Genomic DNA, 12,095 nt, shown 5'->3' with positions numbered 1-12,095 from the left:
CCGCCCCAGTTTCCTGCTCCCGCCGCGGACATTCCGGTGACGGTGGGTACGCGCAGCGGACTGGTTTTCGGTGGCAGCGGACAGCTGGGGCAGGCCCTCATCGCCCGCCTGGCTACTGTCGGCTGGAGCGTGTCGGCCGTGTCGCGTCGGGCGCAACCCGGTGACGGCCGGGTGCGCTGGTTCGAAGGCGGATTGGAGCACCCGCCGGCACTGCCGGGCAGCTTTGGAGTGATCTTCAGCTGCGGCCCGCTGGACCTGTTTTCGCAGTGGTACGCGGACAGCGATATCGACTGCCGGCGGATCGTCGCGTTCGGCTCCACCAGCATGCACGCCAAGCGCGCGGCCCAAGACCCCGGCGAGCGCGATCTGGCCGCACGCCTGCAGGGCGCCGAGCAACGCCTGTTCCACACCGCCGCCAACCGGGCCGCCGCCGCCACCGTCCTGCGCCCGACCCTGATCTACGGAGCAGGGCGTGACCACAACCTCACCCGCATCGCTGCCCTTGCATCGCGCACCCGCTTCTTCCCGCTGCCGCGAGGCGCTACCGGGCTGAGGCAACCGGTGCACGTTGAAGACCTGGCCGCCGCGGCCTTCTCCGCCGCGACGGCCGCGGCCAGTCACGGTCAGGGTTATGACCTGCCAGGGGGAGAAACCCTGCAGTACAGTGAAATGGTTGCCCGCACCCTGGCCGCCCTGTCACCCGCCCCACGCCTGGTGGAGCTGCCCGGTCCACTGTTTCGTCTCGCCCACACGGCCGCCCGAGCAGCGGGCTATCTGCAGGGCATGCCCGCTGGCGCGATCGCGCGCATGCGCGAAGACCTGGTGTTTGACTCGGTGCCCGCCGCGCGTGATTTCGGCTACGCGCCACGCCCGTTCCATCCGACCGCCGAGATGTTCATTCCACCCGGCAGTTGAGAGCGTCGGAACGCCGCCTCGGCAGCCAGCGAAGCCCCGCCGGTATTCACCGCAAGCCAAGCCCCGTCGTGGCCGGCAGGCCTTCGCAGCGAAGTAAAGGAGGAGGCATCCGCCGCAGGCGGAGGCCGGGGGACATGAGCAGCGAAGGCCTGCCGGCCGCGGCGGGGCCCCTCAGGTCACCGCGTCATGTATCGAATGCAACGCTACCCCCGCATGGCCAATAGTCACGCGGCTTCGCGCGCATGGCGCGCTCCTACGGCAGGCGGGACGCCTCGTCCCCTGCCGCCGCAGCAACGCTGCCCGGCGCAGCATCATTCAAAGGCGTGCGCGCCTTCGTCAGCGTGCGCAGCGCGATCACCAGCACACCGCTCAACACCATCGCCCCGCCAATCCACATCGCCGGCCCCGGCCGGTCACCCCAGAACACAATGCCCAGGATCACCGCAAACACCGGCGTCATCAGCAGATACGGCGTCACCTGCGCCACCGGATGCCGCTGTACCAGCAGATAGAACAGCCCGTGCCCGAGCAGCGACGCGAAAATCGCCGCATACAGCGCCCCGCCCCAGCCGATCCATGTCACCTCGCGCAGCCCCGAGAAACTGCCCGGCTCAAACACCGCGCTGATCACCAGCAGCGGCCCCAGCGCAATGATCGCCGTCCAGCCCTGCTGGCTGATCATGTCCACCCCGCGCAGCCCGCGCATCAGCACCGTGCCCAGCGCCAGGAAGGCCGACGACACCAGCATCGCCACCAGCGAGGCCGGGCTCTGCAGCACCATCGGGTCGAACCCCAGCACAAGCACGCCGCCAAAACTGAGCGCGATGGCCAGCGTGGTCCGCCACGCGAAGCGCTCGCCCAGCAGCCACCAGGCCAGCAGCACCGCCATGGGCACGTAGCTCTGGGCCACGATCGCCGGGGAGGACAGGTTGTCGGCCAGGCGCAGCGACAGGAAACTGGTGCCGAAGTGCAGCGTGCCGTTGAGCACCGCCACTGCAGCCAGCCGGCCCCACTGGTCACGCGGCGGCGCCTTGATGAACCACACCAGCATCGCCCCCAGCATCACCATCCGCACCGCGGTGAACATGAAAGGCGGCAGCTCGCGCAGCGCATGCGCCGAGACGAGGAAGTTCAGCGCCCAGAACACGCACACCAGACCGACCAGGACCAGGTCGCGTCCACCCAGTCCACGCAAATTTGAGCTCATGCAGTAGCTACCAGTGCCAACCGAAGCGGCGATAGAGTTTGGCCAACACCCAGGCCGGGCCGATCAGCAGGTAGCGCAGGTCGGTGAAAAAGCTCGGCTTCTTGGCTTCGTACAGCTTGCTGTGACCGACGAACTGGGCGATCCAGGCCACTGTGAACACGCCAATGGCCAGCCCCAGCAGACCGCGCGAGCCCAGCCTGTCGTGCAGCCACCAGGTCAACGTTGCCATGGCCAGGAACACCAGCAGCATGCCCAGCCCGATCCGGCGCGAAGCGCGGTAATAGAACAGCCACGCCGCGAACATCGCCATCACAGCCCAGATGCCCTGTTCGAACAGCCCGCCGGAGGGGATGCACCACAGCAGCGCAATCACGCTCCACAGGATCAAAGGCACCGCCACCACGTGGATGGCCTGGTTGACCGGATTGCGATGGTCGCCGGAATAATTGGCGAACCAGCGGTCAATCGGTCGGGTGCTTGTTCCTTCGGCGCCGGCGTTCATTGGATGCTGATACCCGCCAGCCGCTGCAGCGCTTCCGCATAGCGGGCGCGGGTGCGTTCGATCACCTGCGGAGGCAGGCGCGGGCCCGGGGCGGTCTTGTCCCAGTCCTGCGTCTCCAGCCAGTCGCGCACGATCTGCTTGTCGTAGCTGGGCGGGCTGCTGCCCAACTGGTATTCATCCGCGGGCCAGTAGCGCGACGAATCCGGGGTCAGCATTTCGTCCATCACGTACAGCCGCCCGTCCTCGTCGGTGCCGAACTCGAACTTGGTGTCGGCCAGCAGGATCCCGCGCTCGGCCGCGTGGGCGGCGGCGAAGCGGTACAGGCGCAGGGTTGCGTCGCGGATCTGTTCGGCCAGCTCGCCGCCGATCCGGTGGACCATGGTGTCGAAGTCGATGTTCTCGTCGTGCTCGCCCGGCGCGGCCTTGCTGGAAGGCGTGAACACCGGCTCGGCCAGCTGCTCGGCCTGGCGCAGGCCGTCGGGCAGACGGATGCCGCTGACATGGCCGGTGCGCTGGTAATCCTTCCAGCCGCTGCCGATCAGATAGCCGCGGGCGATCGCTTCCACCGGCAGCGGGCGCAGCTTGCGCGCCACCACCGAGCGCTTCGCGTACGGCGCGGGGTCCACGCCATCGGGCAGCATCGAGGCCACGTCCACCCCGGTCAGGTGGTTGCGCATCAGGTGCTCGGTGCGGTCGAACCAGAAGTTGCTGATCTGGCAGAGCATCTCGCCCTTGCCGGGGATCGGGTCGGGCAGGACCACGTCGAATGCCGACAGGCGGTCGGTGGCCACGATCAGCAGGCCTTCGCCCGGATCCGGGGCGTCCCCGGTGGCGCCTGGCAGTCTGCCCAGGTCGAATACATCGCGCACCTTGCCGCGGTGGTGCAGGGTCAAACCGGGCAGGTCGGCGGAAATGAGCGTCGTCGACACGGTGTAAGCCGGTGGCTGTGAGGGCCGGGCAGTGTAGTGCCATTCGACCCCGGGAGTCAGCGGGCACGTCGCCGCGGCCGCGAAGCACCTACAATGGCCCGATGAAACGCTGGTACGGAAAACTGTTCGGCTTCATTGCCGGCTGGCTGTTGCTCAGGCATCCCATTGGGGGGGTGATCGGCCTGCTGATCGGCCATGCGTTCGATGCGGACTGGCTGATTCCGAAGAAAAGCGCCCCGTATCGCGTGCTTGGCGTTGACGTGAACGCCACCGATGCCGAGATCGACCAGGCCTACCGGCGGCTGATGTCCCAATACCACCCGGACCGCCTGTCCGGGGCCGCGCCCGAGCTGCGCGACAAGGCCGGCAAGCGGGCGCGGGAAATCAACGCCGCCTACGACCATATCAAGACCATGCGCCGCCGGCGCTGAGCCGCCGCTTCCCAGCATCCCCTCCACGCACAGCCGAGCCGTCGCCATGCAGCCTGCCGTCATCGCCCCGTCCATCCTGTCCGCCGATTTCGCCCGCCTGGGCGAGGAAGTCGACAACGTCCTGTCCGCCGGTGCGGACTGGGTGCATTTCGACGTGATGGACAACCACTACGTGCCCAATCTCACCATCGGTCCGCTGGTGTGCGAGGCCCTGCGCAAGCACGGGGTGAGGGCGCCGATCGATGTGCACCTGATGGTGGAGCCGGTCGATCGCATCGTTCCGGATTTTGCGAAGGCGGGGGCGAGTTTGATCAGCTTCCACCCGGAGGCGAGCCGGCATGTGCATCGGACGATCCAGCTGATCAAGGCGGAAGGCTGCCAGGCGGGGCTGGTGCTGAACCCGGCGACGCCGGTGGAAGTGCTGGACTACGTGCTGGAGGAGCTGGATCTGGTGCTGCTGATGTCGGTGAATCCGGGGTTTGGGGGGCAGGCGTTTATCCCTTCGACGCTGCACAAGCTGCGGCAGGTGCGCGAGCGCATCGATGCCAGCGGGCGGGCCATCCGGCTGCAGGTGGATGGTGGGGTGAAGCCGGACAACATCGGTGAGATTGCTGCGGCGGGTGCGGATACGTTTGTGGCTGGCTCGGCCATTTTCGGCAAGCCGGACTACCGGGCGGTGATTGATGAGATGCGCGCCGGCATTGCTGGCGCTGCTGGCTTGCGGGCCTGAGAGAGTGGGAGCGGGGCGTCGGGACGGGGATTTTTCTGAGCCGGGTCCTGGGTTCGGCTGGAACCTGCGCGCTTCGATTCAGTTCGCCGTGACCTGAGGGGCCCCGCCGTGGCCGGCAGGCCTTTGCGCTCCATGTCCCCCGGCGGCCTGCGGCCGCCTCCTCCTTTACTTACGCGCAAAGGCCTCCCGGCCACGACGGGGCGCGGCTTGCGGGTGCAGGGGTAGCGCCGGCCGAATTCCGGGCATGTATGGACGCCTACGTTGTAGGAGCGCGCCATGCGCGCGAAGCCGCGTGAATACCAGCGAAGCGACATTAAGGAATCCACAAAAAAGGCCGCGACGTCCGCCGCGGCCTTTCCCGTTGAATATTTGGAGGCTGATCCTGCCTCCGCCCGTCGTCCCTGATATGGCCTCCCATGTTCCGCGGCATTGATGACAGGTCGATGACGGGCGGGTGGCACCTGTGCCACCGGTTGGCTCGCGCACTTGGGCCCCAGCCGCTACATTGCGCTGATGATTACCCGTGAGCAGTTCCAGGCCTTCGCCGCCGAGGGCCATACCCGTATTCCCGTGGTGCGCGAGGTGCTGTCCGATCTGGACACGCCGCTGTCGGTGTACCTGAAGCTGGCCGACGGCCCGCATACCTATCTGTTCGAGTCGGTCGAGGGCGGGGAGCGTTTTGGCCGCTATTCGATCATCGGCCTGCCCGCTGCGCGGGTGTACACGTTCCGGGGGCATGAGCTGGCGGTGAGCGTGCACGGCGAGGTGCTGGAAACGCGCCACGTGGAAGATCCCTTCGCTGAAGTGGAGCGGCTGCGCACTGGGCATTCGGTGCCGGAAGTGGAGGGCCTTCCCGGTTTCTCGGGCGGACTGGTGGGGTGGTTTGGGTTCGAGTGCATCGACTACATCGAGCCGCGCCTGGCCCGTGGGGATCTGCCCGATGAGCTGGGGACGCCGGACATCTTGCTGATGGAGTCGGAGGAGGTCGCGGTATTCGACAACCTCAAGGGCCGGCTGTACCTGATCGTGCATGCCGATCCGCGCCAGCCGCAGGCATGGGGGCGGGCCAACCGGCGGCTGGATGCGCTGGTGCATCGATTGCGCCACGCAGGGGCCGGCTATCCGGAGACGCTGCAGCCGGCGGCGCTGGACGAGGAGGATTTCGTTTCCGGCTTCACCCGCGAGGGTTTCATCGCGGCGGTGGAGAAGTCGCAGGAATACATCCGCTCCGGCGACATCTTCCAGGTAGTGCTGAGCCAGCGCCTGTCGGTCCCGTTCAACGCCCGGCCTGTGGATGTGTACCGGGCGCTGCGCGCGCTGAATCCGTCGCCGTACATGTATTTCCTCGACACCGGCGGTACCCAGGTGGTGGGCTCGTCGCCGGAGATCCTGGTGCGCCAGCAGGGCGGCACGGTGACCGTGCGGCCGATCGCCGGTACCCGTCCGCGCGGTGCCACGTCGGAGGAGGACGCCGCGCTGGAAGCCGAGCTGCTGGCCGATCCGAAGGAGCGCGCCGAGCACCTGATGCTGATTGATCTCGGCCGCAACGATGTCGGCAGGGTGTCCGAGCCGGGCATGGTGGAGCTGGGCGAGAGCTTTGCCATCGAGCGCTACAGCCACGTCATGCATATCGTCAGCGAAGTCACCGGCCGGCTGAAGGAAGGCCTGAGCTATGCCGACGTGCTGCGGGCGACATTTCCCGCAGGCACCGTCAGCGGTGCGCCCAAGGTGCGCGCGCTGGAGATCGTGCGTGAGTTGGAACCGATCCGGCGCAACGTCTACTCCGGCGCGGTCGGTTACATCGGCTGGCACGGCGATGCCGACACGGCCATCGCCATCCGCACCGCGGTCATCCAGGACGGCCGCCTGCACGTGCAGGCCGGCGCCGGCATCGTCCACGATTCGGACCCGGCAAAGGAGTGGGACGAAACCATGAGCAAAGGCCGCGCCCTGTTCCGCGCCGTGGCCCAGGCCGCCAAAGGTCTCTAACCGCGCCGCCTTGCACTGTAGGAGCGCGTCTTACGCGCGAAGCCGCGTGACCCCTGTCGGTGCTGTGTGACTTCGGTGACGACGTCCCGGCCGGCGCCCCGACGCTCCGCCGCAATTTACGCGGCGGAGCGCGCATGGCGCGCTCCTGCATCAGCAAAGCGTGGGTTGATCAGGCGAGCGTGCGCACGGTGATGACCGCGGGGTCATCGGCATGTTCGAGCAGCAGCCGCCGCACCCGGTCCTGCCACGCCGCGCCGAAGCGGGCGATCGCCTCCGAGCCGCCGGCCAGGGCGAGCGGGATCATCAAGCGCATTTCGGGGTCGGCGGGGACCGGCGAAGGATCGAACCTGACCTCGACCGACGCGCCGGTATCCTGCCGCTTCATCCGCAGCGCCGCCGCCGTGGCGTCGCCGTAGCGCAGAAGGTCATTGCGGGCGTGCAGCCCGCCCAGGCCCTTGAATCCGCCGGTGCCGGCCGCGCCGGTCACCAGGGTCAGGACCTGGCCGATCACCCCGGCAACGCCGGCGTCTTCCGCCTCCGGCATGCTGACCGTAACGCCGCCACGCTCGGGCAGGTCGTCACCATAAAGCGCACTCAGGCCGGCGCGGGCCGAAAGCCAGGCGCCGGCGACGGTGGGGCAGGAGTGGCCGGCCAGGCGCACGGCGTCGGCGTAGCGGTACTCGATCAATCCGTCCGTGGCGGTGCCGAGCAGCTTCGCCAGGCCGTCGCGTACGCGGATGACCGGCGCGTCTTCAAAAAATGCGGGAAATGTCATGCCCCCAGTCTGCCGCCGCCCCGCCTTTCCCGCGCTGACCTGGATCAAGCCGTCCTGCACGGGGCGGTTCGTGCCCCGGCTATGACCGGTCCACGGGCCCGGATGATTCCGCCACGCGCTCCTGCGCCCGGCCCAGCCACAGCGCCAGCGCGGCCCACACCAGCGCCAGTGGCACCACCACGCTCACCAGCCCTCCCATAGCCATCCCCAGCCGCGCCAGCGCGCCTTCGGTCTGCGCGCCGACCACGTCGCCGGCCCGGTACACGAAGGTGTCGATGAAGGCCTTGGCCTTGTACTTGTCCTCGCGACTGACCACGGTGAACAGCGCCTCGCGCGCCGGCCGGGTGATGCCGCGCTGCACCGCGCGATTGGTTGCTTCAAGCAGCACCAGCACTACGAACGAGCCATAGATCGCCAGGCCGATGAAGCCGATCGCGGTAGCTATCGGCAGGATCGCCAGCGCCACCCCCAGCCCGAAGCGCTGGATGATCTTGCCGGTCATGGTCAGCTGCAGCACCAGCACCGCGATCTGGGTCCACATGTCGATGTTGCCGAAGATCGCCGTGCGCGCATCCAGGTCGTCGGTCACCGCCGCCACCATCTGCAGGCGGGTGAAGTAGATGAAGGTCGCCACTACCGTCATCAGCAGGATGTAGCCGGCGATGGCGCTGAGGTAGCGCGACTGGAACACCGCCTTGAACCCGGCCCATGCGCTGCCGCCGATACGCTCGCGATCGGCACCGGCCGCAACCGCCGATGCCGCGGTGTCTGCCGCTCCGTCCCGATCCGGCGCCATCCGCACCAGCAACCAGGCCACCGCCAGCGCCAGCAGCAGGAACCCCGCCGCCACCAGCAGCAGCGCCGGCGTGCCCAGCGGCTCGGCCAAGCGCCCGGCCAGCCACGGCCCGAAGATCGCCCCCGCCGTGCCGCCCACCGAGATCAGGGCAAAGAAGCGTCGGCCCTGGTCGGGAGAGAAGCGGTCTGCCATCAGCGCCCAGAACACCATGGTCACGAACAGGTTGAACACGCTGAACCACACGTAGAACACCTGTCCGCTGCGCTCGCCCACCGCGCCGGGCGCAAACATCAGCAGCCCCCAGAAGCCGACCAGGCTGAGCGCGAAGAACCCGTACGTCGCCCCGATTGCCTGCAGCCGCCGCAGCCGGCTCACCAGCCAACCGAACACCGGGTTCACCGCCAGCGTCACCAGCGCGGTGCCGATGAACAGCCAGCGCACGCTGTCGATCCCGCGCTCCATCCCCAGCGCATCGCGCGCCGGTCGCAGCAGCATCAACGCGGTGAGGATGCAGAAGAAGAACAGGCCCGCCAGCAGCACCGGTGCCAGCTCGCCGCGGCGCAGGTTGAACATCGCCTGCAGGGTGGCGGAGCGGTCGCGGGGCGCCCGATCGGCGGGTTGGGGCATGCGGCAAACCCTGTGCAGCGAGTGCGCCCAGTATGCCGCCGTCGCTCGCCGTAGGAGCACGCCATGCGTGCGAAGCCGCGTAAATCATGTCCGTGCGCCGGAGCTTCGGCCAAGACGTCGTCACCGGCGCCTCGCCGCGTCGCCGGACGTCACGCGGCTTCGCGCGTAAGACGCGCTCCTACAGATGGGGCGCTGCTAAGCTGGCGCACCTTTTTGCCCGTCCCGATGCCGCCGTCATGCTGCTGATGATCGACAACTACGACAGCTTCACCTTCAACCTCGTGCAGTACCTGCAGACGCTGGGGGCGGAGGTGCGGGTGGAGCGCAACGATGCGCTGACGGTGGATGAGATCGTGCGGTTGCGGCCGGAGCGGATCGTGATCTCGCCGGGGCCGTGCACGCCGAACGAGGCCGGGGTGTCACTGGAAGTGATCGAGCGCCTTGGGCCGAGCACCCCGATCCTGGGCGTGTGCCTGGGCCACCAGGCGATTGGCCAGGCCTACGGCGGCAAGGTGGTGCGTGCGCAGCGGATCATGCATGGCAAGACTTCGCCCATCCGCCACCGGGGGCAGGGCGTGTTCGCGGGCTTGCCGGACGGTTACGTGGCCACTCGTTACCACTCGCTGGTGGTCGAGCGCGAGAGCCTGCCCGACTGTCTGGAGGTCACCGCATGGACGGAGCTGGAGGGCGGCGGCTTCGAGGAGATCATGGGCCTGCGTCACCGCGAGCATCCGGTGGAAGGCGTGCAGTTCCACCCCGAATCAATCCTCACCGAACACGGCCACGCGCTGCTGCAGAACTTCCTCCAGCGCTGACCCCCTCTGTAGGAGCGCGCCACGCGCGCGAAACCGCGTGAACCTGATAACGGAAGATCGCGGTCAATCCTGGGGGCCGGCGGGGCATTCCCGGGCGGGACTATCGGCGCCATGGACGGCGCCGATAAGCCTACATGGACGTATTTACGTGCGTGTCCCGCCCGGGAGTGCCCCGCCGGCCGGCCCGCGTGGGATTCACGCGGTTTCGCGCGCGTGGCGCGCTCCTACGCAAGCCGGTTGGGACGCGGGGTATCCTAGGCGGTCGCCCATTTTCCCGGAAACACATGCCTATTTCCCCCCAGGAAGCGCTGCAGCGCACGATTGAACACCGCGAAATCTTCCACGACGAAATGGTGGATCTGATGCGCCAGATCATGGGCGGCGAGGTGTCGCCGGTGATGACCGCCGCGATCCTTTCGGGCCTGCGGGTCAAGAAGGAAACCGTGGGGGAGATTGCCGGCGCAGCCGTGGCCATGCGCGAGTTTTCGCGCCAGGTGGAGGTGGCCGATCGCACGCACCTGGTCGACATCGTCGGCACCGGCGGCGATGGCGCGCACACGTTCAACATCTCCACGGCCAGCATGTTCGTGGCCGCCGCTGCAGGTGCCCGGGTGGCCAAGCACGGCAACCGCAGCGTGTCGTCCAAGTCCGGCAGCGCCGACGCGATCGAGGCGCTGGGCGCGGCGATCGAGCTGCAGCCGGAACACGTAGCGCAGAGCATCGCCGAGACCGGCATCGGCTTCATGTACGCCCCGATCTACCATCCGGCGATGAAGCAGGTGGCGCCGGTGCGCGGGGAGATGGGCGTGCGCACGCTGTTCAACATCCTCGGGCCGCTGACCAATCCCGCGGGCGCGCCGAACATCCTGATGGGCGTGTTCCATCCCGATCTGGTGGGCATCCAGGTGCGCGTGCTGCAGCGCATGGGCGCCGAGCGCGCGCTGGTGATCTGGGGCCGCGACGGCATGGATGAACTCTCGCTCGGCGCCGGAAGCATGGTCGGTGAGCTGCGCGATGGAAAGGTGCGCGAGTACGACGTGCATCCAGAAGATTTCGGCATCGCCATGGCCGCCAGCCGCAACCTGCGGGTAGCCGATCCGGCCGAGTCCCGGGTGATGGTGCTGGACGCAATCGACGGCAAGCCGGGCTTGCCGCGCGAGATCGTCGCCTTCAATGCCGGCGCGGCGCTGTATGTCGCCGGGGTGGCTGAAGATATTGCCGACGGCATCGCCAAGGCCCGCGCGGCCATGGCCAGCGGCGCCGCCCGGGCCAAGCTGGAGGCCTTCGTGGCCACCACGCGCCGTCTGGCGGAGGCGGGCGCCTGAGTGGTGCGCCCCGCATCGCCGCCCTGACGGACTGTTGATGCCGGGTAGGATGGCATCCCCCGAACGGGGATCGGGCGCCGCTGAGGCGCCCGGATTGGAACGTACGGATTGAAGCTGGATATGCCGCGGAGGCAAGGTTGACCGACATTCTGGAAAAGATCCTGGCGCGCAAGCGCGAGGAAGTTGCCGAGCGCCGTGCCGTGCGCACCCTGGCCGACCTGGCTGCACATGCCGCCTCCGCGCCGCCCACACGCGGCTTTGCCGCTGCGATCGAGCGCAGGATCAAGGCCGGCGACCCGGCGGTGATTGCCGAGGTCAAGAAGGCCAGCCCCTCCAAGGGCGTAATCCGTGCCGACTTCCAGCCCGCCGACATCGCCCGCAGCTACGAGCGTGGCGGTGCGACCTGCCTGTCGGTGCTGACCGACCGTGATTTCTTCCAGGGCGCCGATGAAAACCTGGTGGTTGCGCGGGCAAGCTGTTCGCTGCCGGTGCTGCGCAAGGATTTCATCATCGACCCCTACCAGGTCTACGAGGCCAGGGTGCTGGGCGCCGACTGCGTGCTGCTGATCGTGGCCGCGCTGGAAGACGGGCCGCTGGCCGAGCTGGCCGGGCTGGCGATGGACCTGGACATGGACGTGCTGCTGGAGGTGCACGACCGGGAAGAACTGGAGCGCGCCATCCAGGTGCCGGCGCCGCTGCTGGGCATCAACAACCGCAGCCTGCGCAGTTTCGAGGTCTCGCTGGACAACACGCTCTCGCTGCGCGACGTGGTGCCCGGCGATCGCAGGCTGGTGACCGAAAGCGGCATCCATACCCGCGCCGACGTGGAGCGGATGCGTGCCGCGGACGTGCACGCCTTCCTGGTAGGCGAAGCCTTCATGCGCCAGCCGGATCCGGGCGAGGCGTTGAAAGCGCTGTTTTTCCCGGCCCCGGCCGCGCCGGTGGCCGACGCGGTGGCGGCGCCTGCCGCTGCCACCGCGGGGCAAACGGTCGCGGATCCGGCATCGGAACCGCAATCGGTGGCCGGGCTGCTGCGCGAGCCCACGGTTGATGC

General features: G+C 68.3%; 11 protein-coding genes and 1 pseudogene. 7 read left to right on the top strand and 5 right to left on the bottom strand.

The features are described from left to right. Positions 1–36 precede the first annotated feature (36 nt). Complete coding sequence (locus ACW7G2_RS06520; RefSeq protein ID WP_456973936.1) at positions 37–915, top strand: SDR family oxidoreductase; 879 nt, start codon at positions 37–39, stop codon at positions 913–915. Between the two features lie 253 nt (positions 916–1,168). On the opposite strand, the gene ACW7G2_RS06515 is transcribed toward ACW7G2_RS06520, so the two are convergent. Genes ACW7G2_RS06515 through ACW7G2_RS06505 form a run of 3 tightly spaced genes read right to left on the bottom strand, consistent with a single transcriptional unit; the run spans position 1,169 to position 3,553 of the window. Further along, positions 1,169–2,122: a DMT family transporter gene (locus ACW7G2_RS06515; RefSeq protein ID WP_456973934.1), complete on the bottom strand. Its 954-nt coding sequence runs from the start codon at positions 2,120–2,122 to the stop codon at positions 1,169–1,171. A gap of 7 nt (positions 2,123–2,129) precedes the next feature. Beyond that, positions 2,130–2,624 carry an Mpo1 family 2-hydroxy fatty acid dioxygenase gene (locus ACW7G2_RS06510; protein ID WP_456973932.1) on the bottom strand — a complete coding sequence of 165 codons (495 nt, stop codon included), beginning with the start codon at positions 2,622–2,624 and terminating at the stop codon, positions 2,130–2,132. Further along, positions 2,621–3,553 (bottom strand): phosphoribosylaminoimidazolesuccinocarboxamide synthase, encoded by a 933-nt coding sequence (locus ACW7G2_RS06505; RefSeq protein WP_456973930.1) that lies wholly within the window; start codon positions 3,551–3,553, stop codon positions 2,621–2,623. The genes ACW7G2_RS06510 and ACW7G2_RS06505 overlap by 4 nt, the downstream gene beginning before the upstream one ends. A gap of 101 nt (positions 3,554–3,654) precedes the next feature. Here ACW7G2_RS06505 and ACW7G2_RS06500 point away from each other — a divergent pair, with 101 nt between their 5' ends. From ACW7G2_RS06500 to trpE, 3 genes are all read left to right on the top strand, one after another. After that, positions 3,655–3,984 carry a J domain-containing protein gene (locus tag ACW7G2_RS06500; protein WP_456973928.1) on the top strand — a complete coding sequence of 110 codons (330 nt, stop codon included), beginning with the start codon at positions 3,655–3,657 and terminating at the stop codon, positions 3,982–3,984. A gap of 46 nt (positions 3,985–4,030) precedes the next feature. Continuing rightward, positions 4,031–4,714 (top strand): ribulose-phosphate 3-epimerase, encoded by a 684-nt coding sequence (gene rpe, locus ACW7G2_RS06495; protein ID WP_456973926.1) that lies wholly within the window; start codon positions 4,031–4,033, stop codon positions 4,712–4,714. Positions 4,715–5,227: 513 nt separating this feature from the next. After that, positions 5,228–6,703, top strand: coding sequence for an anthranilate synthase component I (trpE, locus tag ACW7G2_RS06490; RefSeq protein ID WP_456974145.1), 1,476 nt, complete (start codon positions 5,228–5,230; stop codon positions 6,701–6,703). Positions 6,704–6,872: 169 nt separating this feature from the next. On the opposite strand, the gene ACW7G2_RS06485 is transcribed toward trpE, so the two are convergent. Both ACW7G2_RS06485 and ACW7G2_RS06480 read right to left on the bottom strand, forming a co-directional pair. Beyond that, positions 6,873–7,478, bottom strand: coding sequence for a hypothetical protein (locus ACW7G2_RS06485; protein WP_456973924.1), 606 nt, complete (start codon positions 7,476–7,478; stop codon positions 6,873–6,875). A 79-nt stretch (positions 7,479–7,557) separates the two neighbouring features. Continuing rightward, positions 7,558–8,901, bottom strand: coding sequence for an NTP/NDP exchange transporter (locus ACW7G2_RS06480; RefSeq protein WP_456973922.1), 1,344 nt, complete (start codon positions 8,899–8,901; stop codon positions 7,558–7,560). Positions 8,902–9,137: 236 nt separating this feature from the next. Here ACW7G2_RS06480 and ACW7G2_RS06475 point away from each other — a divergent pair, with 236 nt between their 5' ends. The 3 genes and pseudogenes from ACW7G2_RS06475 to trpC all read left to right on the top strand — a co-directional run. Next, positions 9,138–9,716: an anthranilate synthase component II gene (locus ACW7G2_RS06475; RefSeq protein ID WP_456973920.1), complete on the top strand. Its 579-nt coding sequence runs from the start codon at positions 9,138–9,140 to the stop codon at positions 9,714–9,716. Between the two features lie 284 nt (positions 9,717–10,000). Beyond that, the gene (gene trpD / locus ACW7G2_RS06470) at positions 10,001–11,041 is read left to right on the top strand and encodes an anthranilate phosphoribosyltransferase (protein ID WP_456973918.1); all 1,041 of its coding nucleotides are present in this window, start codon (positions 10,001–10,003) and stop codon (positions 11,039–11,041) included. A 137-nt stretch (positions 11,042–11,178) separates the two neighbouring features. Further along, positions 11,179–11,964, top strand: a pseudogene (trpC, locus tag ACW7G2_RS06465) (indole-3-glycerol phosphate synthase TrpC); the annotation flags it as partial. Positions 11,965–12,095 lie beyond the last annotated feature (131 nt).

It is taken from the genome of Luteimonas sp. A277, from assembly GCF_054052045.1.
This window is presented reverse-complemented; position numbering and strand designations above follow the sequence as displayed.